The sequence below is a fragment of the Paenibacillus sp. NPDC058898 genome, assembly GCF_049316025.1.
Classification (GTDB): domain Bacteria; phylum Bacillota; class Bacilli; order Paenibacillales; family Paenibacillaceae; genus Paenibacillus_AQ.
Genome location: NZ_JBMOSM010000001.1, coordinates 229,855 through 256,751, shown reverse-complemented (window position 1 = coordinate 256,751; position 26,897 = coordinate 229,855). Strand labels below are relative to the sequence as shown.

20 protein-coding genes and 1 pseudogene are annotated in these 26,897 nt (G+C 48.0%); 3 read left to right on the top strand and 18 right to left on the bottom strand.

Annotated features, from left to right (window positions below; all coding sequences use genetic code 11):
* Positions 1 to 67: 67 nt before the first annotated feature.
* The 4 genes from bahA to ACOZB4_RS00975 form a co-directional block, all read right to left on the bottom strand.
* Positions 68 to 2,326, bottom strand: a complete 2,259-nt coding sequence (gene bahA, locus ACOZB4_RS00990; protein WP_379405169.1) for a bacitracin amidohydrolase BahA — start codon at positions 2,324 to 2,326, stop codon at positions 68 to 70.
* Positions 2,327 to 2,423: 97 nt separating this feature from the next.
* Positions 2,424 to 3,575, bottom strand: a complete 1,152-nt coding sequence (locus ACOZB4_RS00985) for a HAMP domain-containing sensor histidine kinase (protein ID WP_379405167.1) — start codon at positions 3,573 to 3,575, stop codon at positions 2,424 to 2,426.
* Entirely contained in the window at positions 3,572 to 4,291 is a 720-nt protein-coding gene (locus ACOZB4_RS00980) for a response regulator transcription factor (RefSeq protein ID WP_379405165.1), read from the bottom strand. Before ACOZB4_RS00980 ends, ACOZB4_RS00985 begins: the two co-directional genes overlap by 4 nt.
* 135 nt (positions 4,292 to 4,426) lie before the next feature.
* Positions 4,427 to 4,999, bottom strand: coding sequence for a TetR/AcrR family transcriptional regulator (locus ACOZB4_RS00975; protein WP_379405163.1), 573 nt, complete (start codon positions 4,997 to 4,999; stop codon positions 4,427 to 4,429).
* Positions 5,000 to 5,237: 238 nt separating this feature from the next.
* On the opposite strand from ACOZB4_RS00975, the gene ACOZB4_RS00970 reads away from it, so the two are divergent.
* Complete coding sequence (locus tag ACOZB4_RS00970) at positions 5,238 to 6,182, top strand: ketopantoate reductase family protein (protein ID WP_379405161.1); 945 nt, start codon at positions 5,238 to 5,240, stop codon at positions 6,180 to 6,182.
* A gap of 257 nt (positions 6,183 to 6,439) precedes the next feature.
* On the opposite strand, the gene ACOZB4_RS00965 is transcribed toward ACOZB4_RS00970, so the two are convergent.
* The 7 genes from ACOZB4_RS00965 to ACOZB4_RS00935 form a co-directional block, all read right to left on the bottom strand.
* Entirely contained in the window at positions 6,440 to 8,149 is a 1,710-nt protein-coding gene (locus ACOZB4_RS00965; RefSeq protein WP_379405159.1) for an ABC transporter permease, read from the bottom strand.
* Entirely contained in the window at positions 8,146 to 9,174 is a 1,029-nt protein-coding gene (locus tag ACOZB4_RS00960; RefSeq protein WP_379405157.1) for an ABC transporter ATP-binding protein, read from the bottom strand. The genes ACOZB4_RS00965 and ACOZB4_RS00960 overlap by 4 nt, the downstream gene beginning before the upstream one ends.
* 2 nt (positions 9,175 to 9,176) lie before the next feature.
* Positions 9,177 to 10,295: an extracellular solute-binding protein gene (locus tag ACOZB4_RS00955; RefSeq protein ID WP_379405155.1), complete on the bottom strand. Its 1,119-nt coding sequence runs from the start codon at positions 10,293 to 10,295 to the stop codon at positions 9,177 to 9,179.
* Between the two features lie 40 nt (positions 10,296 to 10,335).
* Positions 10,336 to 11,154, bottom strand: coding sequence for an MBL fold metallo-hydrolase (locus ACOZB4_RS00950; protein WP_076323356.1), 819 nt, complete (start codon positions 11,152 to 11,154; stop codon positions 10,336 to 10,338).
* 33 nt (positions 11,155 to 11,187) lie between these two features.
* Complete coding sequence (locus ACOZB4_RS00945; RefSeq protein WP_379405152.1) at positions 11,188 to 12,339, bottom strand: GntR family transcriptional regulator; 1,152 nt, start codon at positions 12,337 to 12,339, stop codon at positions 11,188 to 11,190.
* Between the two features lie 422 nt (positions 12,340 to 12,761).
* Positions 12,762 to 13,631, bottom strand: coding sequence for a methyl-accepting chemotaxis protein (locus ACOZB4_RS00940; RefSeq protein ID WP_076323354.1), 870 nt, complete (start codon positions 13,629 to 13,631; stop codon positions 12,762 to 12,764).
* A gap of 18 nt (positions 13,632 to 13,649) precedes the next feature.
* Positions 13,650 to 15,104 (bottom strand): aldehyde dehydrogenase family protein, encoded by a 1,455-nt coding sequence (locus tag ACOZB4_RS00935; protein WP_379405150.1) that lies wholly within the window; start codon positions 15,102 to 15,104, stop codon positions 13,650 to 13,652.
* 428 nt (positions 15,105 to 15,532) lie between these two features.
* Between ACOZB4_RS00935 and ACOZB4_RS00930 the strand changes: the two are divergent.
* A pseudogene (locus ACOZB4_RS00930) lies at positions 15,533 to 15,617 on the top strand (transposase); the annotation flags it as partial.
* Between the two features lie 241 nt (positions 15,618 to 15,858).
* Here ACOZB4_RS00930 and ric read toward each other — a convergent pair.
* Positions 15,859 to 16,557, bottom strand: a complete 699-nt coding sequence (gene ric, locus ACOZB4_RS00925; RefSeq protein ID WP_379408919.1) for an iron-sulfur cluster repair di-iron protein — start codon at positions 16,555 to 16,557, stop codon at positions 15,859 to 15,861.
* 292 nt (positions 16,558 to 16,849) lie between these two features.
* Between ric and ACOZB4_RS00920 the strand changes: the two genes are divergently transcribed.
* Entirely contained in the window at positions 16,850 to 17,152 is a 303-nt protein-coding gene (locus tag ACOZB4_RS00920; RefSeq protein ID WP_379408923.1) for a Ger(x)C family spore germination C-terminal domain-containing protein, read from the top strand.
* A gap of 24 nt (positions 17,153 to 17,176) precedes the next feature.
* On the opposite strand, the gene ACOZB4_RS00915 is transcribed toward ACOZB4_RS00920, so the two are convergent.
* The 6 genes from ACOZB4_RS00915 to ACOZB4_RS00890 form a co-directional block, all read right to left on the bottom strand.
* A complete protein-coding gene (locus ACOZB4_RS00915; RefSeq protein WP_379408926.1) occupies positions 17,177 to 19,411 on the bottom strand; it encodes a chondroitinase-B domain-containing protein in 2,235 nt (744 codons plus the stop codon).
* A gap of 185 nt (positions 19,412 to 19,596) precedes the next feature.
* Entirely contained in the window at positions 19,597 to 20,721 is a 1,125-nt protein-coding gene (locus ACOZB4_RS00910) for a glycoside hydrolase family 88 protein (protein WP_379408929.1), read from the bottom strand.
* 16 nt (positions 20,722 to 20,737) lie between these two features.
* Positions 20,738 to 21,628: a carbohydrate ABC transporter permease gene (locus tag ACOZB4_RS00905; protein ID WP_379408933.1), complete on the bottom strand. Its 891-nt coding sequence runs from the start codon at positions 21,626 to 21,628 to the stop codon at positions 20,738 to 20,740.
* A gap of 12 nt (positions 21,629 to 21,640) precedes the next feature.
* The gene (locus tag ACOZB4_RS00900; RefSeq protein WP_379408936.1) at positions 21,641 to 22,609 is read right to left on the bottom strand and encodes an ABC transporter permease; all 969 of its coding nucleotides are present in this window, start codon (positions 22,607 to 22,609) and stop codon (positions 21,641 to 21,643) included.
* Between the two features lie 91 nt (positions 22,610 to 22,700).
* On the bottom strand, positions 22,701 to 24,362 hold the full coding sequence (locus ACOZB4_RS00895) for an extracellular solute-binding protein (protein WP_422759448.1): 1,662 nt from the start codon (positions 24,360 to 24,362) through the stop codon (positions 22,701 to 22,703).
* Positions 24,363 to 24,519: 157 nt separating this feature from the next.
* Positions 24,520 to 26,850, bottom strand: a complete 2,331-nt coding sequence (locus tag ACOZB4_RS00890) for a helix-turn-helix domain-containing protein (RefSeq protein ID WP_379408944.1) — start codon at positions 26,848 to 26,850, stop codon at positions 24,520 to 24,522.
* Positions 26,851 to 26,897: the final 47 nt, after the last annotated feature.

The window sequence follows — 26,897 nt, the reverse complement described above, 5'->3', positions numbered from 1 at the left end:
TGCTCCAAGAAGTTCATGATTGGCGTACTAATACGAAAAGTCGCCATTTCAGGCGACTTTTTATCGTTTATAATCGGATGCCCACATCACTAAGCAGCACGGTTCCCCGCTCGGTCCGGTTGAACTCCATACGAATCTTGTTTAGCTGCTCTGGATTGAATTCCGGATTCATTTTATTGAAATCATCTAGACGGAAATCATAGCTTTGAAATACGGGTTCCGAGGTATTCCCTGCTTTAGAAAATGGCCATTTCAGCAGTTTACCTTCAATGACAGGTGGCAATTTGGATATATGGCTAAGGGGAAGACTTGCCTGATGGCCCTTCTTGTCTTCGACGGTAATCGTAAAATTGATTAGCTCTTTCGGGTCGCTGATTTCCTCTTTCCCACGGGCATCCGCTAGCGAAAATACGATGGAGCTTTCCATTCCTGTTTTGACTCCGTGATCCGGCAAAGTAACCGTATAGGATGCCGGTTTGACAGATCCGTTCGAATTCCAGCCTAAGCGAGCCGCGCTGTAAGCCGCTTCACCCATTTTGACCTTCACCTTTTCCTCCTTCCATTGCTGGAGGTTCTCGCCCATCAGGCTGCCGCCGGGAATTGTGGTGCTCTGCAAATCAACGTCTTCCTCATAATCCGCCAGTAAGATCGTTTGCGAATCGTAATAATTGCCGATGTACAGGGTATCGGGGAGCCATTCCTTGGCATAACCCAAATCTCTGAAAACCTCCCGGTATTGCCGTTGGTCCTTCAGCGTGGCATCCAGAAACGAAGATATGAACACTTTTGCGATGGTTTCCTGTTCATCCCGCGGCATAATTTGACGTAGGTTAAACAGTTGGTTCCCCAAACCTGCCACATCCCCTCTGCCCCAGCCTCCGTTAAACTGGCCGTGGTTAGCTCCATAAATATAGACCAGCGATTTCATGTAATTTGTGCCCTTAGTATAACTAATCCGGTGATATTGCTTCACGCTGTCCAGGCTGATGACATCCATATCATGAGCTCCATGCAAAGCCAGATAATTCACGTCCTGCAGCGGCAGCGGTTTGCCTTGAGGTTTATACTGCCCGTCCGTGCCCGCAATGGATATGAGCGAGCGGATCGAGAAGTTATAATCAAACTTGATGTGGCCATGGTCCGGATGACGGCTGAGCTTGTTATAGGCTGCCGCGATCGCGACCGCTTCGCCGCCTCGGGAATGCCCGATGAGGGCGATTCGTTCCATATCGACCTTTTGATAAAACGGGTGGTCCGGATCACGGTTCCATCCCTTCCAGGTTTGCAAATGCTCCAACAGCAGCAAGCCTCTTGCCGGATTTTCACTCAGCAGCGGGCTGATCAGGAACATATCCTCGTATGGAGAGACATTAAGAAAATTTTCATCCACGGAGACAAAAATATACCCTTTACTAGCCAGCAGCCTGCCGAGATATTCATAACCCGGATCGGAATAATCATTCATTAAGTGATTACCATGTACGATCAAAACAAGCTGAAAGGTGCCTTCCCCTTCGGGATACCACACTTTACCGTTTAACGGCATGGCCTCGGGTCCGAACCCAAGCGACTTTGTGCGCCCGGGTGACCATTTCTCAACAAACTCGGACGCATCCACCGTTTGAGTGGTTAGGGAACCGCTTTGGTTAAACTCTTTCCTGTAGTTGTCAGGACTTCCGTATAACAGGCTTTTGACGGGAAATGCACCTTGTTCGGCAGGGTTGCTCATCGCCGTGTCATCATATCGGGTTGAGCTTCTCAGCTGTTTCAAAGTTACGTTCGGAGGGGCTTCATCCCCAGCCCGAATCAACCAGAAGCTGCCGGCTCCGATCACGACAGTGATCAGGGATAAACAGGCCAGGGCGCCGATCTTCCTAGTGTTGGACGCTTGCTTGTAGCTTCCCGTTGCAAATTTATAAGCCAATGCACCAAACAAAGAAAAAACTACGGCAAACAACACGATGAAAACCACCGAGACTTCCAGCGGCCCTATGAAAGAGAATAAAAGCATGATAAGGGAGCACAGCAATATCCACATATAACGGCTTGGCAGTTTCTTGACTCCGTGCAGCAATAATGCAGCCAGGCCGCTTATAAGCGCTGCCGCTAAGACAAACAGGAATGTGCCGACGATGAATTTACCGAAACCATGCCCCGTCAATAGATAATTGGCCTGTATCAGAATCAGGATAAAGGCGATGGCGCCAAGCCCAAGCGACGCACCCTTCCATCCAGGGGATAACCTCCCCCGGCGCTTCCGGTTTACAATTATTCTTCGAAAATAAGGGCCACCCTTCTCTTTTTCTTTCTCTCTTTGTATTTCCAATCTCTCCAGTCCTCCTGCATACCAATATAGTGATGTTTCTACTCCTTAGGTTACCGGATCATTCTTTCTCTGCACTTTCTCGAATCTTTCAGTAATCTTACAATTCGTTAGGAAGAAAAAGAACGAATTTCGTTTGCCCGTTCGTGGTCAGCGTGATGTTACCCCCATGTTTTTCTACCACTTGTTTGGCAATGGCAAGTCCCAGACCCGTACCCCCATCGCTTTTTCGGGCTTGGTCTCCGCGGACAAAGGCATCAAAAATCGTTTCCTTCATAACATCCGGGATTCCGATGCCATCGTCCGAAACATGGATTTCGACTCCTTTTCCCGTCGCTGCCAATTTCAATTCAACAGTTGTACCGGGCGGGTTGTATTGGATTGCGTTGGACAAGATATTAGAAACCGCCCTGTATAACCAGGTCGCGTCGAATGGGACGATGATCTCACAATCGGGAATATCGTACTGAAAATGAAACTTCTGTTCTTCGAACACCTCGTAATACTCGGCTGCAATTTCCCTTGTGAATTCTGAAATGTCGGATGCCTCAACAGCAAGAGGATAGTCGGGACTATCCAGCTTGGACAGCTCGAAGATACCGTCGATCAGCTCTGACATCAGACTGGCTTTGTCGGAAATCAAACGCAGGATTTTTTGCCTTTTCTCTTCCGAATCGACGAGCCCTACTTCCATCGCTTCGATATAACCCTGAATGGTCGTCATCGGTGTCTTCAGGTCATGGGAAATGTCGATCAGCATTCGCTGCTTGCTCTCCGCAAGCTCTCGCTTTTCCCTCTCCATCCGTTCAAGCCGCTCCGCCATAGCATTGAAATCGTCCTGAATTTGCGCAAGCTCATAACTCGCTTTAAAATTCAGTCTTTTGTGGTAGTGTCCGCTGGCGATGTTCCGTATGCCGTCCGCTATGGAGCTAAGCGGGGTGGTGAGCCGGGAAGCCGTCCATCTTCCGAAGACATAAACGGTAATTGCAAACAATGCGAGAAAGAGCAGCAGGGCTTGGAAGGCCATTTTATAAAATACTCTCTCATGCTGATCGCTGTCCATGCCTGGCACGGCTGTTGGACTGCCCATGACTCCAGCCTCCGTCTTGACCGGTCCGGTAGCCTCCATAAAATAATCCATGATCAACGCATTTAATACAAATAGCGAAAACACGGCAATAAGTGCAATCGTAACAAAGAAAAAAATATATTGGCGAATCAGCGAACGCTGCAGACGATTAGGAGATTTCATGGCTGTAACTCATCTTTCTTCGCAAATCGGTATCCGAGCCCGCGAATGGTTTTGATATAAACAGGATTCCTCGGACAAGCTTCGATTTTATCGCGCAGCCTGCTGATTTGGACCATGACGGCGTTATCGTCAGCCAGATAATGCTCGTCCCAGGCTTGTTCAAAAATTATCTTTTTCGTAAATACGCGCCCCGGTTCCCCCATAAACAATTTCAACAATTTATACTCAATTGCGCTGAGTGTAATCGGTGTTCCCTTGATATATAACATGCATTCGCGGTGATCCAGTTTCAGGTCTCCGACGCAGGTTTCGGATAACGTGGGAGCTTCCGACTCCGACGGCTCATTAAACTCATAAGAACGTCTTAACTGGGCCTGAATTCTCGCCATCACTTCGAGCGGGCTGAACGGTTTGGACACATAATCGTCTGCCCCCAGCTTGAGACCGGTTATTTTATCAAGTTCCTGATTTTTGGCCGAAATGAGAATAACCGGGATTTTATAATCCTGCCGCATCATGCGGAGCAGCTGGAATCCGTCGATGAACGGCATCATGATATCAAAGAGTGCGAGATCCACGTGCTTGCTTCGCAGATGCTCTAGGGCTGCTTTCCCGTCAAAAGCCTCCAAAGTCCTATATCCTTCTGCCTCCAGATAAAGTTTAAGCATACCTATAATATCCGGATCATCATCGACCACAAGTATGGTTTTAGGCATAAAAAGCATCCTCCTTCAAGTAGTATATGGTTCTCCTTGGGAGGCTAATTTCCTTTTTTTGCGTTGTTTCCGTAAGCATCGTTAAGCGCAAATAACCTCCTACCTGGATCGTCGGAGGTCATTTTATGATTGATTTTAGTGGCGTCCAACGAAACCATACAAGAGAAGCTGGTTAAGTTCAGCCATCTTATTTTTATAATTCCCGGATCTTGCCCAGGAAGCTTGGAGCGTCCCGACAACACTTAATAATTCCAAAAGGGTCTCCATAGAAACAGAAGAATGAATCGCCCCTTCCTTCCTCCCCCGCTCAATAAATTCCTGAATAAGCTCAGTTCTAATTTTATTGGTGTTTTCACTATATAAGCTCGCCAGCACCTGATCCTCAACTGCACCCGGTGTAGAAAGCAATTGATAGTCATGCTCAGCACAGATCTCCAGTACTTGGGATAGCTTGTCTTTAAACTCGATATTTTGCTTCAACAGCTCCTTGGCCATATGGATGGTATTTTGCATCAGAACGTTCGCACATTCAGTAACCACCCCTTCTTTGCTGCCGAAGTAGTTATACAGCGATACAGACGATACACCGGATTCTTCGGCAATGTCCTTGATGCTGACATGGATGAAGCCTTTTTCTTTAAAAAGCTTTAATGCGGCATGAATGATCGCATCCTTCTTTTGCTGCGTTCTTATCTCGAATTTATTCATCCGTTTTCACTCACTTCCCGTATTCGTCGCTACAAGTAGTTTACCATAAAAAGAGTGGTTTTTAAATTTCGGGGTCGATATTTAAAAACTTCTTGACAGTCCGGTCGATATCCATATAGAATCAAGCTGTAATTTTTAAATATTGCATCAATTATTTAAAAACTATACTGAAAACAAAAATAAGTGTTTGAGAAAACACGGTTTGATCAAATCGTTTAACCCTAATGGAGGAGTTACTATGAAAATATTGGTTTATGGCGCTGGGGTTCTGGGCAGTTATTTAGCCCACGAGCTGGTGCGTGGAGGTCACAACGTCACGATGCTGGCCAGAGGACGACGAGCAGAGGAGTTAGAGAAGAACGGCAATGTCATTCGACATTATTTTCAGCTCCAAACCACGGTTAGTCATGTAAGTGTAATCCGAGAACTTCAGCCAAACGATGTTTATGACCTTATTTTTGTTGTGATGAAATATCCGGATTTCGAGGCTGTGCTGCCTACCCTTGCAGCGAATCATAGCAGCCACATCGTTATAATGGGCAACAATGCGAGTCCTGGGGAAATGGAGGAGTATTTGCAAACCCATAGCCCGGTAGCGAAAAAGGTTGCTTTCGCTTTTCAGACGATCGCTGGCTGGAGAGAGGATGCCCGTGTCATTAGCGTGCGCAGCCCAAGAACCCAAATAACGATCGGAGGTTTAGGAGAGGATCTTTCATGGCGCTCGGTAATCGATCAGGCTTTAGTTAACACCAAATATAAATGGACTTACCTTACAAATATGGATGAGTGGCTGAAAAGTCATTTTGTCATGATCTTGGCATTGAATTCCATTGCTTCTACATATCACGGTAATTTGCGCAGAGCCGCAAAAGACAAAAAGCTTCTCAAGCTTGTTATCCATGCTGTAGATGAAGGGCATCAAGTGTTGGAGAAAAACGGATTTACGGTTACGCCTGCTGCTCAAAAGCAATTCGCCCGCAAAAAAAGGAAGCTGTTCTACATCCTGTTGAAGATAATGCTATCAACCCCGATTGGCAGAATCCTGTTAAGTGATAAGGCGGTGTCAGCAAACGAGATGACTGCTTTACAGCAAGCTTTTGATCATTTGAAGATTCGAGCGAACGTAGCGACACCTCATTGGGATGATCTTCAACATTACTCCCCACCCATACAGGGATCATAGATGGTGGCTTTATTGATCTATAGCTTAGCCTGGTAAGAAATATGTTCGCAAAAAAATCTCTGCTCAACCCACGAGCAGAGATTTTATGAACCTTCCGGCGGGCCTTAACTGAAGCTTCAATCTTCGATATTTTATGAGTGGAATCGGTTGTTTCCCTAACCGTTGTCTTTTTCATAGTGGAAAAACCTCTTTACGGATCGCTGGTGTTATCTAGTTGTACCGAGCATGTCCCTGTGTGACAAGTAAACCCGGTGCCCTCAGGATCTGCTGTTTCTTCCATAAACGAAATATAAAGTAACGGAGGACATGATCATTAATATCACTGAATAAACCAATGTCAACGCTTTGGTATCTGCTAGCGCCTGCGCATCCGTACTGTTCTTGATGACGATTCCTAACGGCTGGTACAAAGGATGATAGAGGAACACGGTAACGTCATAATCGGCCAAAATTCCGTTGAAATTCAAGGCAAGAACAGCTAGCGTCGACGGTAGAATGATCGGCAGCAATACTTTTCTGAACGTATAGAACGGTTTGGCACCCAAATTCCTTGCAGCGTCTTCCAAATTGCTGTCCAAGCTGAAGAAGGAGGCCTTGACCATTCGCAGGGTGAAAGGAATATGGACGATGACATAGGCAATCAGAAGCATCCAGACCGTGCCAACCAGCACCGTATTCCCGATCATCAGCTTTGGCGTGTTAAAGGTTACGATCAGTCCGATTGCAATCAGCGTGGAGGGAAGAATCCACGGAATCAGCAATGCGTATTCGAGGGCAAGCGCCCACTTGTTCTTATATTTATGTAAGATCCTTGACGCGGCCAGCGCCAATGCGACGACAATGACCGAGGCTGCCGCGGCATATAGAATACTTACGAGATAAGGCCTGAATGCCGACATGGATGAAAACACTTGAATGTAATTATCCAAGGTGAAGCTGTTCAAATTCAACGTGGCGGTCGAGATACTGGCCGCATCGGTGAACGAAAAGATGATGATCAGCACAACCGGAACGATGTAGAGAACAAACAGGCCGTAAGCCAGAATATGAGCGGCTATGTTACCGGATTTGCTGCGGATTTTTTGTTTGACCAGCTCCGATTTGACTTTGGAGACCGACATGAAGTTGCCCTTACGTTCGAACCGGATCATCACGGTCAACAACACCAGTGTGGCCACTCCGAGAATTAGAGCCAGCAGCGCAGCCAAGTCTCTTGACGTCATGCTTCTCGAGAATGTCAGAATCATCGGCGTAATCGTCTGGAATTCCTTGCCCCCGAGGATAAGCGGCGCGGACGTCGCAGCCAGGCCGGTGAGAAAAGTCAGGATCGTTAGCGCGTAGATCGTAGGCTTCAGGACGGGAAGTACGACCCGCCATAGGATATACCCAGTAGACGCTCCCATATTTCTCGCGGCTTCCACCGTTTGGAAGTCGATTTTGCGAATCGCATTGCTCAGGAACAGAAAGTGATTGGACGTGCAGGCGAACGTCATGACGAATAGAACCGCCCAATAGCCATGAAACCATGTCGTATCAAAAGAAGGGAACAATTGAACTAAGAGCTTGGTCATAAACCCCTCTTCGCCATAGACGAATTTATAGCCGGACACCAGCACGACCCCGCTGTAAATCAGGGTCGTAAAGTAACCCAACCGCAAAATCTTCGCGCCTTTGATATCGAAATATTCCGAAATCAAAACCAGCGTAATGCCCACCACATTTACCGTAATGACAAGCGAAAAAGCGAGAATAAAGCTGTTGTATAAACTTCTCATCGCGCGTTCGGACGACAGCAGCTTCTCTGCCGCTTCCAGCGTAAATTTGCCGTCTTTAAAGAATATTTCGCCGTAAATATTCAAGTTCGGATAAATCAGGAAGGCAATGACAAACCAGACAATCAACCCGTATAAAAGGATCGAGAAAGGGTTTATGGAAGCCAGCCGGGTGCTCAGGTTCCGGGCATTCATGCTTCCCCCTCCTTCATCGGATACTGCAAAATATCGCGGGCCGGGAGGTAGATGTCTACATCGTCACCGACCTCATGATGGACGAGCGGGCTTTCTATTTCGATGATTTTTAACCGTCCGCCGCCGGCAATCTCCAATAGGTATTTGCTGTATAAACCGTAAAATTCCCGGTCTGCAATATTGCCTTTCAGTTGGACCGTATCGATCCCCTGCAGGGGCAGCAGGCTTACCTTCTCATTGCGGATATAGGCGATATTCCCTGGCTGAACAATATCCTTCAACCGGCTGTTCTCTACCATCCGCGGATCGATCCGATTAATATCTCCTATGAAATTGCATACAAACTCGGTTTGAGATTGATTGTAAACTTCCATGGGCGTGCCCACTTGCTCCAGGACCCCATGATTGAATACGCCAATCCGATCGGACAGCGTTAACGCTTCTTCCTGGTCGTGCGTGACATAAATCGTTGTGATCCCGAATTTCTTCTGCAATTGTTTCAGCTCATTGCGCAGCTGTACCCGCAGCTTGGCGTCCAAGTTGGATAAAGGCTCGTCCAGTACCAAGATGCTTGGCTTCAAAACCAGCGCCCTGGCAATCGCAACGCGCTGCTGCTGGCCGCCGGATAGTTCCGATACTTTCTTGAACAGCTGATCATCTTTCAGATCAACCTTCCGAGCAATGTCCTTTACCTTCTGGTCCACTTCCGCTTTGGAAAACTTCTTGACACGCAAGCCAAAAGCGATATTCTCGTACACATTCATCGTCGGAAACAGCGCATAGCTTTGAAATACCATCCCGATCTCTCTTTTTTCGATCGGCAAACGGGTAATGTCGGTGTCTTTCAGCAGGATCTGTCCGCTCGTAGGCATAATAAACCCGACCAGACTGCGGAGGGTCGTCGTCTTCCCGCAACCCGAGGGACCGAGGAACGTGAAGAATTCCCCTTCCCGAATATGCAAATTAAGGTTTTTGACCGCATGAAATTCTCCGAATTTAATGTCAACGTTCTGGAATGTAATCATATTTATTGCATAATCTCCAACTCGATTTTCTCCGCCCACAGATCCATGTTTTCGGCAATAAAGGCCCAATCGAAATCTTGTGGTTTTAACGAAGTAAACAGCTCCTTGACGGAATCATTGGCTTGCTCGACCGCTTTTGTATTTGCCGGCATGGCATTGAACTCAGCCGCAAATTCTCCTTGAATTTCGCTAGATCCGAGCCATTCCACGAACCGCTCCGCCGTTGCCTGTTTCTTCGTTCCGTTCACGAGCGCTGCATGTTCCACGACCATCGGTACGCCGACTTCGGGACTGACAATGCCTGCTTTCACTTTATATTGCTCTTCCTTCTGCTGCAGGGTTCCGGAAACGAGCGCCCCTAGCGGCGTTTTGCCGCTGGCCAAATTGGCATAGAAGTCTTCGCCCTCGACTGCGCTGACGCCGTTGTCATACAATTGCTGAATTTCATTCCAGCCTTCCTCGGATATACCGAGATCACCATTCGGATCTTGGAAACGGGTCAGAATGCCCGCTACAATAAGACGAGGCGTATTTTGTCCAAGCAGGGTAGGGGCTTCGTACTTCCCTTTGTACGCATCGTTCTTATAAAGGTCGGTCCAGTCCTTTGGCGCGGTTTCGGCCGTGAATTCGTTCGGGTTATACCCCAGCAGAATCGCTTGCTTCACAAGGCCATGATAGTAGCCCTCCGGATCGTTCAAGCCCTGCTCCACATCTCCGGCCCAGCTTGGAACAAACTTAGCCAGAGCGTCTTCCTTTTTCAAGTTCTCATAAAGCATATTGTTCAAGCCGTAAACGACGTCCGCGATCGGGTTGTTCTTCTCGGCAATCAACCGGTTCGTCAAGTCGGCGCCGCCCGCTCCGACAATTTCGATGTCAAAGCCCGCACCTTTCGCTTTCTCAATCAGCCATTCGCCGCGGCCGTCAGAGTTTGCATTCGTGTACACGATCAGCTTTTCATTCTGGACCGGTTCGGTAGACGACGATTCCGACGCAGCCGGTGTTCCGGCCGGAGCCCCGGACTCCGAAGTGCCCGAGTTTGCATTGCCGGCATTGTTGCCGCCTCCGCAAGCCGATACAATCACACACATAATGAGAAGTAGCGCCATTGAAAGTTTTCTCATGATCCCTTAACTCTCCTTTGATCGTGTCATTTTATTTGGTTTAAATGTTGATAATCAACCCGTCATATGCCGGCAAAATTCCGACGGGGCTGAAGATGCGGACAAAATCCTCATGAAGCAGCTTGGAATTATGGCTAAAATGTGTGACGACGATTTGGCCTTCAGGCTTAAGGATATTTTCTTTTTGGAACTCGCGCTGGACTTCCAGCACCGTTTCCACGCACATATGATTGCGGTCGCGGGAGTTCCCCGTATATCCATGCGTGCAGTCGAGGATGGCGCAATCCAGATTTTTGCCCTTTAACCATGCCCATGTCGCATCCGGGAACCAGCCCGAATCGTGCCCGTACAGCAGTTTTTTTCCTTCCTTTTCGATCACGTATAACAGACAGGTTTCCATGCGGTCATGATCCGCCAACAATGGCGTTACCCTTGCATTGCCCATAGCGAAGGTCTCAAACGGGCGCAACAGATGGAATTGATACCTTTGTCCTTCAAAGCGGCCGATGGCGGCACGCGTGTGATGCATCACCGTACCATTCCCATAAATGTGCATCGGATGCTGAAGGCCGTGCGCAATTCCTTCCCTGCGGCATTCTAGATCAACGGCATTGTAATGGTCCGAATGCGAATGCGTGACCAACAGGTGCTCGATTGCTCCCAGATCGATATTGTCCCGTAGCGCCTGCATATAGGAATCCGGGGAATAGTCAAACTTGATGACATCGTCCAGGATGGCGGAAGTTCGCGTGCGGATATTTTTTCCCCCAAGCTCCCGCGCTTTGTTACAATGCTCGCAGCGGCAAAAGGCATTGGGAAAGCCCTCTGCGGCTGCAGTTCCTAGAAAGTGAATTTTCAAAGTCATGTCTCCTTGCCACTGTAGTGATCCATTTTACGTCCTGGACTGAACGGATTGTCGTTCTACAATCGATGTTTGAATTTTAATGGTGATTGGATTCTCGTTGGAGTTGCCAACGCGCTTCATCAGCAAATCAACGGCCGATCGGGCAAGTTTCTCGGTATCTTGTCGAACCGTCGTAAGCGGGGTCGGAATATATGCCGCTAACTGGATATCGGAGAACCCGACGATGGACAGCTTTTCAGGAACCGGAATACCCATTTGCAGTGCGGTGTGAATGGTCGAGATGGCGACATGGTCATCCCCGCACATGATGGCCGTCATCCGGGGGTTGTCCTGAATAAACCGCTCCTGTTCCGGATCGCACTCATTAATACGGCTGGTATCGCAAGCGACGCTTCGAAAATGAATGTTCTGGATCTTCACCGGAATTTTATGGTCGAGCAGCGCTTGGATATAGCCTTGATACCGTTCCTTCCGGCTTGTGATATTGTCGATCGGATTCGAAGTGTATCCGACTTCCCGGTGCCCCTTCTCGATCAAATACTTCGTCATTTGATAAGAGCCCATATAGTGGTCGTGATACACGCAATCGATCTCCACTTCATGGAAAATACGATCGATGATCACCAGCGGCAGTTTGCAAAGCTTTAGTCGCAGCACCTGATCGCTGCAGGTCTTCCGCCCCTGAGGAAACAGAATGATACCGGTGATCCCTCCTTCGGCCAGCCTTTCCAGACAAAGATCCTCATCGTCGCAGTCCTTCGTCATTTTTAAAATGAGGTCGCACCCGTGCTTTCGCACTTCAGCCTCGGCGGCGGCGATGATTCTGGAAGTGTAATCAGATAGATGGGGCATAATGAGTGCGATCAGTCCGAACGGCCTGTCCACACTCGGCGCCGCCTCGATGACCTGGGGAGAAGTTCCTCCCTCGGCCATCAATCCTTCTAGCGGCTGGGCAAGAAAGGTCCCTCTTCGGGGCAGGCGGTACACCAGTCCCTGCTCTGCCAGCTTTTGAAGCGCCAGCTTGCTCGTCATTCGACTCACGCCGAACAGCTTGGCAAGCTCTCCTTCGGATGGAACAGGATCATGTGGCCGCAGCCTACGGCTCTGAATAATTTCGATTACCTGATCAGCCACCCGGTGATATAATTGATTCTGTTTAATCAAACGTACATCTTTCATCAAATTATCCCTCTAATCGTTGAGTCGACTCGTAATCCGCAAGGGATCTAATTTAAACTTAATTAATGTCACTGACATATTCAATGATATATTTGTAAAAGTCTTGTAAATTCTATGTTAAATCTCAACGCTGCGGTCCTGAATCAAAAATTATATATCAGTGATATATTAATTCGCTTCATATGTTTGCTTTCAAGGTACCCTACACCATGCAAGCTATTGCCATTTCCCCGATCAACGAAAAAAACCTGCCGGTTAGGTAGGTTTTTAGAGCTTGATTCTATCGATCGAGCCTATGAAATACGCTACGAATCGAAAAATTGGTCTAAAGTCACTTTTCTACAAAATAATTGCCGTCAAAAAAAAAGCCGCAAAAGATATGCGGCCATCCATGTCTATATGTACGTAAGCATCGTGATTTTCTATTGCTTATTTTCTTTTGCGTGTAGGCTTTCTTCAGCAACCTGCGCTAGCTCCTCAGCTTTGATACTAATCTCATGGATCGTTGTAGAGAATTCCTGAATCGCCCTTGACTGGGTATCGGTTAGGGTGTGGATATCGGAAAAAGCATGATTCAACCGCTGCAAAAATTCCTGAATATTCTTCGTGATACCATTAATCTGGTCCACATTCTCTTTGGAGCTTGTCGCCAGCTTCCGAATCTCATCGGCAACAACCGAGAAGCCCCTTCCGACTTCCCCCGCTCTCGCCGCTTCGATAGAAGCATTAAGGCCTAACATGTTGCTCTGATCCGAAATCTCCTTAACAACGCTGGAAATCTTCCCAATCTGCTGCGCACTGGAGCTGACGTCCGTCATTTGGTTCGTTACGTCGGTCACACGTTCGGTAAGGTGAGCAATCGATTGACTGATATCTCCAATGGATGCGGTGGTCTGTTCGACAATTGCCGAAAAACTCTCGGCCATCTCAAACAGCGCATTCGCTTTTTCGAGACTTGTCCCCATGCCTACACCGCCGATAACCCTGCCCTGTTCGTCGTGCAGTGGGATCGCGCGCGCAGCCAGCGGAAATCCAAAGAGCTCTTTCGGAACGACAGCCGATAAAGCTGTATTATTCCGAATCGCATTGGTGACAATATCACCCTCAACAAGCGGGTCCCCCGAGCTCACATTCAGCGAGAAGGTTTTGCCCGGAATATTAATGATAAGTTTCTCCGTATCATAAATGCCAATCGTGATATCATCATTCGTTAGACTTTTCAGCAATGGAGCTACCTTTACAAAGGCACTAATCAGCTCATGCTGTGTTTGCTCTTCAGTCACATTATTCATGCGTGTCTCCCCCAACCCTTAATACGGGAATTTCCTTTGCCCGTAATGAACCGATATCCACTTCATGGTCGTAAATTCATCCAGGCTCCATTGCCCATTCAGACGCCCCAACCCCGACTGCTTCTCTCCGCCAAATGCTACAATGGGTTCGTCGTTAATTGTTACATCATTCACATGGATCATGCCTGTGTGGACCTTCTTCGCCATTTCTACACCACGTTCAAGATTGGAGGTGTGAATAGCCCCGCTAAGGCCAAAACGTGTATCGTTGGCAATGGCAATGCCTTCCTCTTCCGTTTCGAATGGGATGATGCACACAACCGGGCCGAACAACTCCTCTTGTGCTACCTCCATATCCGGTTTAACATTGACAAGGACGGTAGGCTCCACCATTCTACCGGTGATATTCCCTCGCATCAATGGAACTGCACCTTGCTCAATGCCCTTCTCAATCAGCTTCTGCAGTGTCTCTGCCTGCCGATGGTTGATGACGGGTCCGATAATGGTCTGCGGATCGCTCGGATCACCTGTTGTCAGGGTAGAAACCTTCTCTTTGTATTTATCTACAAACTCCTGATAGATCGACTTCTGTACAAGAATCCGGTTGGCCGACATACAGATCTGGCCTTGATGTGTGAATCTGCTGAATGTCGCCGCTTGTACCGCGTAATCGATATCAGCGTCTTCCAGGATAATGAACGCGCTGTTCCCGCCGAGCTCAAGCAGCGGCTTCTTGAAGTGCTTGACGGCCAGTTGACCAATATGGCTTCCGACCTTAGTCGAACCTGTGAAAGAAATGATTCTCGGAATCGGATGCTCAACGAACGCATCGCCAATTTCCTTAATATCTGTCACCACAACATTCAACAAACCCTTCGGTACGCCCGCTTCTTCGAAAATCTTCCCGATCAGGGTTCCGCCCGTAATCGGCGAATCCTCATGTGGCTTCAGCACGACGCCATTGCCAGCACCCAATGCTGGGGCGACAGACTTCATGGACAAGAAGAAAGGAAAGTTAAATGGACTGATAACCCCAACCACGCCAGCCGGGATCCGATACAAGCGGTTCTCCTTGCCATCCTCTGTGGAAGGTAAAATCTTTCCCTCCATTCTAAGGGGGAACGTAGCCGCTTCCTTAATCATATTCTTCACAAGACCGATCTCGAACGCCGCCTTCAGACGCGTTCCGCCCAGCTCTTGAACAATAATGGAGGAAATGTCTTCCTCATGCGATTCAATATATTTAACGGCATTTTCAAGAATGTCTCGTTTCTGGTAAGCATTAACCTTGTCCCATTCCAGCTTAGCTTGATAGGCAGCCTGATATGCGTCATCAATGTCTGCAACGTTTGCGATTTGAAAAGCAGTAATGACCTCATCATTGTATGGATTGATGTCAGGCAGCGTTTTACCGCTCTTACCGTCTCGCCATTCCCCAGCTATGAATTGTTTTCCTAATTTCGAGTAATCCATATGAACCCTCCTGTGTAGAATAATTCCAACTGATCAATATAATTATCGACTAAATACAGGTAATTGTTAAGTGAATTTTCTTTGACCTCTTCTCTCTCCTAGGGCAAGGGAGTCTATACGTTAAATAAGTGCAGAATAATAACGGGGGTGTCCCAAAAGATCTTAGATCTTGCGAGAGCCCCCCCTTCTTGCTGCTAGAAGACGCTCCATGTACGAATCGTTCCTACCATCGCTGTTGCCCCCACATTTCTTGGAATGGTTCTGAGCAAGGATGAAATGTGGGAGCAAAGGCGAGCGCTGACGCTTGTCCGGAATCGTTTCGTCCTCTCCGCTACGCCGTGCAGATTGCTTACTTTTTTAGACGCAGAGAAACCGTTCTTTGGTAAAATGGAGGTGCTACCCAAACCATTTACGAAAGGAACGGTTTCTTACGGAAGCGGATCTATCGAAGCGAAAGCTGCGAAGGTTGTCCGCTCAAAAAAACATGTACGAAAGCCGAGGGAGACCGTGAGCCTGGAGGTCTCCCTCGGCTTTCGCTTGCCCATAATTTGCTCAAGAAGGCGGCCAATGATCAAAACAGAAGCCATAGCGGTGTGGGAATAACATCCTGAGCACCGCCATGGCTTTATTTGACACACTTTCTGTTTATGAGAGCCGTACGTCAAGCAACTAAATCTACTTTTGGGACGCCACGTTATTTTGTATTTAATATTCATCCAGCATACGTTAATTCACTTTCACACGGTCATCAAGGTTATACCGCTTGACGAATCCGTTCGAACAAGATGTTGTTTTCCAGATGGATATGCTCGAAGGTGTCCTTTTCAAGCATCGCCAACCGTTGATAGACCAACCGATACGTACCGCAGGCATCCGACGGAAGTTCGAAATCAGCGGTTACTTCCCGGAGCTCCTGAAGCAGTTTGCCTGCTTGAGCATGTTCATGTTCCAGTTCAGACACATGCGGCTTAAGCTCCGCTGCAGCCTGGTGGTTAGGCTCTGCAACAAATTTCAAAATGAGCGGAAATACATGCTCGTCTTCATCCTTCGTATGATCCAGCAGTTCTTTTTTCAGATCGGAGAAAAGCTCCTGCACCCGAAGAAGTTCGGGATGATGCCCCCCATGAACGCGGGCTAATTTCGTCACATACGGCGTTAAAGCAGGTAATTCATCCCGCAAGAAGGCATGATGTTTCTGCTGGATGTATTCAATCAGTTCGGATTCCTTCAGTGAAGCCGGACGGCTTTCTTGATAATCTGCAAACTTGCTCTCCACGGACCGAACCTGCTCCAAAACGGCGGCGGGTTCCAAATTGCGCTGTTTAGCCGCCTCTTCTAAAGGCACCTGCCCTCCACAACAAAAATCAATGCGAAGTGATCGGAATAAATCCGCGGTTTGCGGAATGGATGTAACGATATCGGATACCTGACTCTGAAGCGTGAATGAACTCATGTTCAAACCTCCTTAGACTAAATGCGTCTTTGTGAACTTTTTCACTCTTACAACCCAAGTATATGAAACTCCTATCTTCGTATATGTGATTGCAGTCATACCAAAATCTAACACTATGTGAACGATCAGGATCGGAAAACTACGGGAGCCAAGGCAACATCTTTTTTAGACTTCTTCTTTCTAGCGAGGGGTATTCGGAAAGGAAAATCTCCGTTCTGACCGACAACCTGCTAAGGGGGAAATCCGTCGTAGCCATTGAAGGGCTGGACGAGGCGATTATCTACATTGAGACGTGGAGATTAATATCGAAGAAAAAAACTCTGATACCATCCCGGTAGATAACTCGAAAATTCTGGAGGAAATTGCTCGCGAGAATGAACGTTCCATTACAGAATTATTAATCGGATTAATCCAAAAGACGCAAAAAAAAGAATCCGATATATTCGGATTCGGCGAATTGGTAAGAGCCAAAGAATCATCGTATTGGAAAAGCCATGTTAAATCTGCAGAGCAATGGGGTGAAATCTATAAAAGCGTAACCTTTGATTATCGTGTGACGTCCAAAGTTCGAAGAATCGGGATGAAGGCAGAATGATGGTGCCGGTCATGGTATTCACCTTCATTTCATCCAGGCTTCCGGGCCGACATCATGGACGGTAAGCGGAGGATTGGATCGCTGCTTGCCTGGCGCATATTCGTCTGCACCCACGTCAGGTATATAGCGAATCTGGCCATCCATGTCGTCCGCTGCAACGAATGGAGTCAGGGCAGCGTCTACGGCTGGACTATAGACGGATAATCGAATGAGACCGTCCTTACTGCGCACCAAATGAAGCTCTTGTTTGGTCATCGCTCTGTCCACGATGGGGTTGTTAGAAATCGGTGCATTCCCCGAGAGCATATTTCCCATGTACTCAGCCCGTTCCTGTTCGGGTGCCTGTATCACCGCATCAGTTTCCTGAAATATCGTCCCTGCATGACTAAATATCAGATTGTTATAAATCTTAGTCCCTACCGGCTGATAGGTTCTGCCGCCCAGATTGAAAGTTGTCGTTTGGTTGCCGACATTCACGATTGTATTGTTGTAAATCTGAACGTTATACTGCCGCCAATGTCCGCGCAAAAGTTCCGTTCTTTGTTCGGCAGGCAGATCGCCAAGCCTTGCCGTTTGCTCTTGGTTTCCACCCCAACGAACGATTGGATTCGTACTGCCTTCCGGTCCGCCATCATGTGTTCCGCCATCAAGACGAATCACTTTGTCCGTAAGACCTTCCATGTAATTGTTATAGATTTTGTGATCGTTGCCGTATATCCGGAACCCGCTGCTGCCTGGTGTCACTCCATCGCCAATCAGATGGTTGCCGTAGAAGCTGTTGCGGTTTCCATGTCGCGACACAATACCGCCGTATGAATCACGAATCGTGTTGTACCGTATGATATTGTCACTGCTCTTCACCGATATCACTTCATCTTCACCGTTAAACCCGTCAAACAAATTGTACTGAATCGTAATATAACCGGAAGAGAGCGAGGTACTGGAAAGTCCAAGCCTGATGGCTTCCAACCCGTTGGTTACCCGGGGACCAATCCCGTGAAAATAGTTATACTCAATGACGTCGTATTGCGATATATGCTGTCCACTATGCCCTTCACCATCATAAATCAGGACTGCGCCAAAGCCCTTCTTCGGACCAATATCATTATAAGCGATCCGGTTATGGCTGCTCGTTCCTTCGACTCGAATATAATGTCTGTGAGTGCCATTATCCGTAATGAGCTTCGGATCTTCAAAGGGCGTTAACCCCTTATAAACTTCTCCGTTAGGGTCATACCGATCCTCACTGTACCGGCAGCTGTTCTCCACATTAAGGAGACACCATACATATCGGTTTTGAGCTTTAAATCGGTAGGGCTGACCTGTTTCATCCAAAGCAAAGGTGTTGCCCAAAATAGAGATTCGGCTGGAGCTTTCCAGCTGAATCCCTGGATGAACCCCGGTAAGCGCCCGATGCGCCAATCCACGGTCATTCAAGGTCTGCGTTCCATTCTCATCGCCGATCCCGTTCCGGAACGTGAGACCGCTGACTTCCACATAACTTGAATTTTCAATGTGTATATAACTATTCTTACTAATGATTGCCTTGCCGGGCTTCCCGGTAATCCGAATCGGATAGGCCGCGGAGCCGTGTTTATCCTTCACAACAAACGGACCGTTCTGCTCATAGTTCCCATCCTTCAGTTCAATCAGCGTACCGGCCACAGCCTGATCCAGTGCCTGCTGCAATTGTTCCGCCGTGCTGACCGAGACGCGCTTCATCTCCGGAAGCTTCACATCTTCCTCCTTCTCTTCGCCAGCGTTTGGAGGAACTGGTGGTTGTGGCTCTTCCGGTGATTCACCCGGCACTTTCCCTGCGTAAAGCTCTACTTCCATGATACTGTTCCAGTTTCCCGAGCTTCCGCTGGCGTTATTGCCATATCCGATCAACCGCAAATACCTGGCCTTCACCGGTTTCTGTAATACATATGTTTGCATGATACTATCTTCCGGTTTCAGCTGCCGGCTGAACTGTTGTTCCAAAACAACGGTGACGGATTTGAAATCTTCAGTATTCGAAGCTAATATTTCAAAGCTGGACTGACGCTCTCTGGCATTCAAAAAGGCGATGTTCACATAAGTGACGTTTTGTTCCGTGTCTAGATCAAATTGCAGCCATTGACCTTGACCCGATGCGGACCAGCGGCTTTGCTGGCTCTCCGCGTCCTCGCCCCATATCCCATCCAATACATTCCCCGGTACGTAATTCGTGCCCGGTTGGTAGCTGCTTGCCGTTACCGTGCTTTCGATTCGATTCATCCTGCTGCTCCCTCCTGCATCACTCGAAGCCCCTTGGGCTTCTGAAGGCGACATCATCAGTGTTCCGATCAAAAGGATCAAGACGAGACCCATACTTATAGATCTGTGATACCGTTGGTTTAAAGCGTTCAATAACGTTTTCATATCCGTTCACCTCTCTTCGAATATTAACGTCCCATAACCAATCAGAATACGCGATGGACCCAACCGCGAAGCTTCGCCAGAGCCTCGATGTAATAATAATCCCCATAAATTAGCGACACATTGATATTCGTATCCGCCGGCTTATGGCCGGTTCCGCCAAGCAGGATTCCCTCATGCTCAGGAGCCTGGAATGCTGCATACTCCGTCGACAATGCCAGGACGATTCGCTCAGCGGCTTTCTGGTAAACAGCCCCAACTTCCGGAGTTGTCAAGGCAGCGAGCTCCAACAAACCGGAAGCTGCAATGGCCGCAGCGGAGGTGTCACGAGGCTCGGTATCGGGATTCGGTACCCGGAAGTCCCATAGGGGTACCCCCTGCCCTTGTAAGGAAGTTATAAAATGATGAGCTACCCGCTCGGCGGCGTACAAATAATCCTTATTGTTCGTGTAACGGTAAGCGTTAGCCATTCCATACAGCGCCCACGCATTCCCTCTTGACCAGCAGGAGTCCGGGCCATGACCCTGCCAGCCCATATACTCCAGCAATTCGCCGCTTTCCGGATCAAACGAAGCAACATGACAGGTGGATCCATCAGCACGGATCATATGCTGCAAAGCCATATTCGCATGGGCATTCGCAACGTGGCGAAATCTTGGGTCTCCTCCTTCCTCGGCAGCCCAGTACAAGAGGGACAGGTTCATCAGGCAATCGATAATAGCCCAGCCCGGGAGATCCTTGTTCCATGCCCTGATGTACTGGCCTGCCAAATTAAATCGTCCGGCCAGAAAGTTAGCTGCCGCAAGCCCTCGTCTTCTACCATCTGCATCGCCGGTTAACTTATATTTCAGTACGGCTGTCGGCAAATACTGAAACCCGACATCATGATGAAAGCGACTCTCTTCCAGAGTCAATCGTTCCATCCGTATATCCCACTCCCACGCCGCTTCCTTGTACTTCGCATCTCCAGTCATATCGTAAAAAATCCACAACATTCCCGGCCAAAACCCTGAAATCCAGTTGTCCAGGGTCAAGCCGTCGTATTCCCCGTCCTTGGCCGCATGCGGAGCAAGCTCAGGCTTTCTACCCAACATCCGGTCCACCTTCAACTGAGCACCATTCCACCACATATCCAAATCGAGTTCATGTTGAATCTTTAATTTACTCATCATATTCCTCCTGTCGTTATCCTTTAATGGCACCAATTAAAGCACCTTTCACAAAATACTTCTGCAAAAACGGATAGACCAGCAGAATCGGTACCGTCGCAACGATAATGGTCGCATGCTTCAACGTTTCACCAATAACGGCCACCTCTCCTCCGCTCGCTCCGCTTGCCATGGAGCTTGCATCATTCAGAAGCAGCAGCTCCCGCAGGACAAGCTGAAGCGGATACAAGGAACGATCCTGCAAATAGATCATGGCCTGGAACCACGAGTTCCAGTGGCTGACACCGTAATACAGCAGCATGACAGCAATGACCGGCATACACAGCGGCATCATAATCCGAAATAGGATGACGAATTCATTGGCCCCATCGATCTTGGCCGATTCCTCCAGACTATCAGGCACCGCTTCAAAAGACGTTCTCATGATAATCAGATTAAAAGCAGATATGGCCTGTGGGATAATTAAGGACCACAGCGTATTTGTGAGCTCCAGGCCTTTTACTGTAAAATACAGCGGAATCAAGCCGCCGCTGAAGAACATGGTGAATACGATAAACAGCATCAGCTGCTTGCGATATCGCAAACCTTTACGGGACAGCGCATACGCTCCGAAAGCGGTCAACGTGATATTGAGCACCAAACCGCCCGAAACGATTAAAAACGTATTCAGATACCCCTGTATAATCATCGGATTGTCAAACACGAGCCGATACGCGTTAAATGTTGTATCCAGCGGCTTCCATAGAATCCCTGAATGCTGCATGTAACGAGTAGGATCACTCAAGGAAGCAAACAGCACGTAAATCAATGGGTATAACGTACATAACGTGATTACGGTCAACAAGATGTAATTAAAAACATCAAACAGCTTTTCACCGACCGATCGATTGCCAGCTCTCCATTCCATTCCTTTCACCTCCTACCACAAGCTGGTTTTGTTCATTCTGCGGCTCAGCCAGTTTGAGCCGATGACAAGCGTGAAATTGATGACGGAATTGAACAGCCCTACTGCCGAACTGAAGCTGTAATTGAATTCCTGCAGCCCGACCCGGTACACATAGGAGCTTATGACGTCTGCGGTATCGTAGATTGAGGGGTTGTAGAGCAAGATGACTTTCTCGCTGCCGACGTTCATCAGCCTGCCGATCTCAAGAATGAACAGGATGATAATCGTAGGCATGATCCCCGGCAAAGTCACATTCAACATCTGCCTCCACCGGTTGGCTCCATCGATCTTCGCGGCCTCGTATTGTTCCTGGTCGATACCGGCCAGGGCGGCAAGGTAGATAATGGTCCCCCAGCCGATGTTCTGCCAAATTCCTGAGGTTACGAAGAGGGTCCGGAAATATTCAGACTCCAGTAGAAGAGAGACCCGTTCCCATCCGAAAAAAGCCAAAATATCGTTGATTAACCCGTCACTCATCGTAAATTCCTTAATGATGCCGCAAACAACGACCAGCGAAATAAAATGCGGCATATACGTTATGGTTTGAACCGTGCGTTTGAATGCGGCTTTTCTCACCTCGTTCAGCAGGAGGGCCAATATAATGGGTGCCGGAAAGCCAAAGAGCAGTTCATAAAAGCTGATTAACAGCGTGTTTTTGACGACCCGCCAGAAATAAATGCCGTTAAAAAACGATTCGAAGTGCTCCCAGCCAGCCCATGGGCTTCCCATAATGCCAAGCCGTGGAGAGAACTCCTTAAAGGCGATGGACGCCCCGTACATGGGGAAATAATGAAAAACCGCAAAGTACAGAAGTACCGGAATTAACATGATGTACAGGAAACGATTTTTACTAATGTCCTTCAGCAAGCCCCAATTTCGAGGATTCAGTCCTGCCGAGTTCGAAGGAATTGACGTGCGTGTCGGAGGCGGAAGTTTCGCCATACCGTGCTCACTCCTTATGTTCTGTCTATTGAAGGTTCAGGTTATCGAGCGGGGATGAACCCGCTCCGCTCCCCTCGGCTTTAAGAATTCATTATCGGCTGTTGTATCGATCCAGAGCGCTTTGATAGATTTCAACTGCGCGTTCAATCCCCAGCTTCTTAATTTGCTCCACGTACTTGTCATAACTCTCCATCGGCTCCTTGCCGACAATGAACTTCACAAACATTTCCTCTTTATAGTTACTTACTTCGGTTAGAATCTTGCCAAGCTCCTTACTTTCTTCAGCGGTTGGCGTCAGGAAGCCAGGCAGTACATGCTTCTCGGCATCCGTTTTCGCCCATACTTTCACGGCCTCATCCTGCTCAGTGTACGTATTCCAGTTCCGGCGTTCATCCGCTTCGTATGGTCCATTCGGCTTGGAATACTGCGATACCATCTGCTGCAGACTGTACTTTTCATTATTTTTAATCAAATCGGTATACACCGGAGCACCGTTCTCCATCACGTAGCTCTCTCCTTCAATGCCGAAGTTGTAGAGCATCGCGCCCTCATCGCTGTAGGCATAATCAAGCCAGCGTACGATCAGTTCCGGATTTTTCGCGGCGGTTGTAATGGCTTTGCTTGGTCCCGGATTGTACTTGAAATCCCGTTGTCCAATAAAAGGAACTTCGTCTTTAAGAAGAGTTGGATATGGAGCGCCAACCAGCTTGAATTTCGGATCCTGCTCCTTCATGGCATCCATCCATTTTCCCATGCCGCCGCTGAGAAGATGCACTGTAGCGCCGGTCTGCCCCGTCAAAATCTTGTTATCCAACGCCTTGGTATCGGTGAGCGCAAAATCCTTGTCAAACAATCCTTCCGCAAACCACTTGCGGAATAAAGTCAGAAAATCTTTATACTGTGGATCTATGGGTCCATACTTCACCTTGCCTTCATCGTCCACATAGAAGGAGTTTGAGGTGCGGTAAGCTCCGATAAAGGCATCGCGGATCTCAAAATTCCCTCCGGTGTAAGTCACGCTGAGCGGTGCTTTGGCACCCTTCTTATCACGAAAGGCGATTAACGTCTTCTCCCACTCCTCTATAGTCGTTGGAACTGGAAGACCAAGCTCATCCAGCCAATCCTGACGGATCATGGGACCCCGGAAGACGAGCCCGGACGGATTGCGAATCATGGGAAATACATAATATTTGCCGCTGTCTGTCTTGACCATTTGGTCAAGCGTCGGATCCGCTTCGAGTTTCTTCTTCAGGTTCGGCGCGTACTGATCAATCAGCTCATTGAGCTCCAGAATGACGCCGTCCTGAATGGCTTTCTCCGGTCCGCCCGGATAAGAGCCCGCACTTCGTCCGGTCCAATCGTATTCAATGACATCTGGTAGCTCATCGGACGCAATCATCAGATTGAATTGCTCGGCCGTCTGCTGATCATTCGGATGGATATACTCCACCTGAACTCCTGTTTTATCGGCAAGCGCTTTCCCGAACGGCGTTTCTGCAAGGTTAGAATAGAAGGTTACCGCATTCATGTTCAAGATTTCCCACGACGTGATCGATTCGGTTGTGTTTAGCGGATACGATGAACCGATTGCAGTGGATGTACCCTTTCCGGCCTCGTTCGGCTTAGCGCCAGGCGTGTTATCCTTACTGCCTGACGAACATCCCGCAAGCATCAGACTTGTTAACAATATGGCGGTCAGTCCTGACTTCAAATTTCGCAACAAGCTGTCTTTGACCAGCAAACGTTGAACCATCATCATTCCCCCGATTGTAAGATAAGGTGTCGGATAGGCCAGCATGTTGCCCTATCCGTTGTCATTGTTCAATAAAACCCGTATCCCTTACCATAGACAAAATCTAAAATCGCAGGCAATTCCTTAAAAATCGATGGTTTTTCATGAAAAATCCGGTTTACAGTGCGGCTTTCTGATATTTCCCGGGGGTCACACCTTCGAATTTTTTAAAGATTCGCAAAAACGTACTGACATCCGCATAGCCGACGCGGCTAGCGATTTCATTGACAGTAAGCTTTTGCAGAACAAGCAGTTCTTTCGCTTTGGACAGACGGAGGCGGTTAATGGTATCCAGTAAGGCTTCTCCTGTAAACTCCTTGTACAGTCTCGATACGTATGAGGGGGTCATCTGAAAAGCGTCGCCAATCATTGAAATATTCAATTTCGGGTCATACAGATGCTCTTGGACATACTGCGAGACATCTTCGATTAAATAACGGTGGTGATTCCGTTTCTCGGCCAGGATCCATTCACAGACCTGCGCAAGCATCTGTTTCATCCGTTCCTTCATCTCCGGCACATGATCACATTCGAGCAATAGATCCGCATCGATGATATGATCTTCATAGGTTCGCTTGCTGCCCGCTCTCACTTCCTCAAGCGTATTCAGCATCGTGCTTGCCAGGTTGTACATCAGGCATTTGGCGAGTGGAACCGAAACCGGGTGCTTGGAAAAGTTGGCTTGGAATATATCATCCAAAATGGCTTCCGCTTTGTCGTAGTTCCCGCTCTTCACCAAGCCTATAAACTGCTGCTCGACACTTAAAGGATAATAAAATTGACGGAATTGCTTGCTCCTGTCCATAAGAGTGTCCGTATACGGGATGAACTGCCCGCTCCCCATCACAATCCGATATTCAAGGGCGGCCTGCGCCTCTTGATAAGAAAGCGCGATGCCGTGCAAATCCGAATGAACCTGACCCACAGCTACTGTAAGCTCTGCTTCGATATGCTTTCGCATGAAATCTTGAACCTGGGCCAGTATTCGATTCAATACGGTTTGCTCCTGCTCCGCTGGCAGGCTTGCTTCGAAATTAACGACACAAGCAAGCGCATCGTTCATTTCTGTTGTAAACACAAGCGCTTCATCGGAAGCCGTATCCTCAAGCACATTCGTTAGTATGAAATAAAGCATTTGCTGCTTCTGATCCGGGAGCCCGCGAATGCCAAACTGCTCAAACTTGCCATAATGATCGATCGATATCAGTAGGACAACAGATCGGTCGGATTGAAACTGTATATCATGTGCAGGCAACGTTGTATGGAGAGACTGATCATGATCGGCGTATCCCTTTAAGAGTCGCCGCAACAAATGCGCCCGTATTGTATTGCGATGCTTGTGAAGCGCCGTTTGCATATCTGCCTTGTCATGAAAATATTGCTGAATCGTTCCCTGCAGGAACGTGTATTCATTGGCTCCCCCGTCAAACCTCAGTCCGAATTTTTTGGATAAACTTTGCAGCATCACTTGAACCGGCATATAGTTTCTGCGTAAAAACAAAACCGTAACAATACCTCCAATTAATAAGCTCAGGGCGATGCTGATCCATGTCAGTTGGCGTAAGTCTTTCATTTTCTCATTGAATAATGCCGCTGGCAGTATGGATACATATTTCCATCCGGTTACTTGCGACGTGATATAGGAAACCGCGAACTGCTCCGCGTCCGAGCCTATATAGATCATTCCGCTATCGCCTTGCAGCTGCTCATAACTTAGACCAGCTGGTACGGCCGGATCCTGTTGTGATGCAGCGATATACCGGCTATCCGTATCTATAATGAACATACTGGCATCCTTTTGCCGAGGAGCGCTCTCGATTAGTTTCGAATCCTTGATCAAGAACAGGACAACAGCCGGGGGCTGGGCCGGGGAATTAAATACGAGGGAATGTGCAAATACGACTACCGGGAAGCTTTGAAGACCATCTTGAAACTTCATCCATTTGTAACCGTTTACATATCTTTGCTCGAACAGTTCCATCCACCTCTCATAGGAGGTATCGTCATTCTGCCGCAGCTTTTGATAGAGCCCCCTGCCGCTTGTATGACCATACGTCGAAATCACCGTATCACTGTTCAAATACATCACGTAAATATCCTCAATCGAATCGTTTGCATTTTTATAAGTTCGCAGGCTTTCCGATATGCTGAACACATCGTAATACTGATGATCACGAATCGGTAACTCCACGCTGGAAAATGCCGATATCCCCTTATTTAACGCAATTTCCAGGCTTAAACGCTCCAGACTCTTCAGCTTGCTGTCAATGGATATTTCCATCTGCTGAAGAAGCAATTCGTTTGCCCGATTGGTCTCGCTCTTCACTTGATGGTATGAGAATGAATACAGTACGAAGCTGATCAGAATCGGCACCATTAATACGGTGACATAAGAGAACAGCCATGCCACAATGACGCTGCGGTTATATTTACGAAGGATGCTGAACATGTGATTTTCCTCCTTATAGCCTTTTTTGATAACAAGAGCAGCCTTCA

Bases quoted from the DNA above. Each gene is read 5' to 3' on its own strand.
- ACOZB4_RS00935 (WP_379405150.1), bottom strand. From the start codon at position 15,104: ATGGATTACTCGAAATTAGGAAAACAATTCATAGCTGGGGAATGGCGA.
- ACOZB4_RS00975 (WP_379405163.1), bottom strand. From the start codon at position 4,999: ATGAATAAATTCGAGATAAGAACGCAGCAAAAGAAGGATGCGATCATT.
- ACOZB4_RS00895 (WP_422759448.1), bottom strand. From the start codon at position 24,362: ATGGTTCAACGTTTGCTGGTCAAAGACAGCTTGTTGCGAAATTTGAAG.
- ACOZB4_RS00900 (WP_379408936.1), bottom strand. From the start codon at position 22,609: ATGGCGAAACTTCCGCCTCCGACACGCACGTCAATTCCTTCGAACTCG.
- ACOZB4_RS00940 (WP_076323354.1), bottom strand. From the start codon at position 13,631: ATGAATAATGTGACTGAAGAGCAAACACAGCATGAGCTGATTAGTGCC.
- ACOZB4_RS00955 (WP_379405155.1), bottom strand. From the start codon at position 10,295: ATGAGAAAACTTTCAATGGCGCTACTTCTCATTATGTGTGTGATTGTA.
- ACOZB4_RS00915 (WP_379408926.1), bottom strand. From the start codon at position 19,411: ATGAATCGAATCGAAAGCACGGTAACGGCAAGCAGCTACCAACCGGGC.
- ACOZB4_RS00890 (WP_379408944.1), bottom strand. From the start codon at position 26,850: ATGTTCAGCATCCTTCGTAAATATAACCGCAGCGTCATTGTGGCATGG.
- ACOZB4_RS00905 (WP_379408933.1), bottom strand. From the start codon at position 21,628: ATGGAATGGAGAGCTGGCAATCGATCGGTCGGTGAAAAGCTGTTTGAT.
- ACOZB4_RS00970 (WP_379405161.1), top strand. From the start codon at position 5,238: ATGAAAATATTGGTTTATGGCGCTGGGGTTCTGGGCAGTTATTTAGCC.
- ACOZB4_RS00945 (WP_379405152.1), bottom strand. From the start codon at position 12,339: ATGAAAGATGTACGTTTGATTAAACAGAATCAATTATATCACCGGGTG.
- ACOZB4_RS00960 (WP_379405157.1), bottom strand. From the start codon at position 9,174: ATGATTACATTCCAGAACGTTGACATTAAATTCGGAGAATTTCATGCG.
- ric (WP_379408919.1), bottom strand. From the start codon at position 16,557: ATGAGTTCATTCACGCTTCAGAGTCAGGTATCCGATATCGTTACATCC.
- ACOZB4_RS00910 (WP_379408929.1), bottom strand. From the start codon at position 20,721: ATGAGTAAATTAAAGATTCAACATGAACTCGATTTGGATATGTGGTGG.
- ACOZB4_RS00965 (WP_379405159.1), bottom strand. From the start codon at position 8,149: ATGAATGCCCGGAACCTGAGCACCCGGCTGGCTTCCATAAACCCTTTC.
- ACOZB4_RS00985 (WP_379405167.1), bottom strand. From the start codon at position 3,575: ATGAAATCTCCTAATCGTCTGCAGCGTTCGCTGATTCGCCAATATATT.
- ACOZB4_RS00980 (WP_379405165.1), bottom strand. From the start codon at position 4,291: ATGCCTAAAACCATACTTGTGGTCGATGATGATCCGGATATTATAGGT.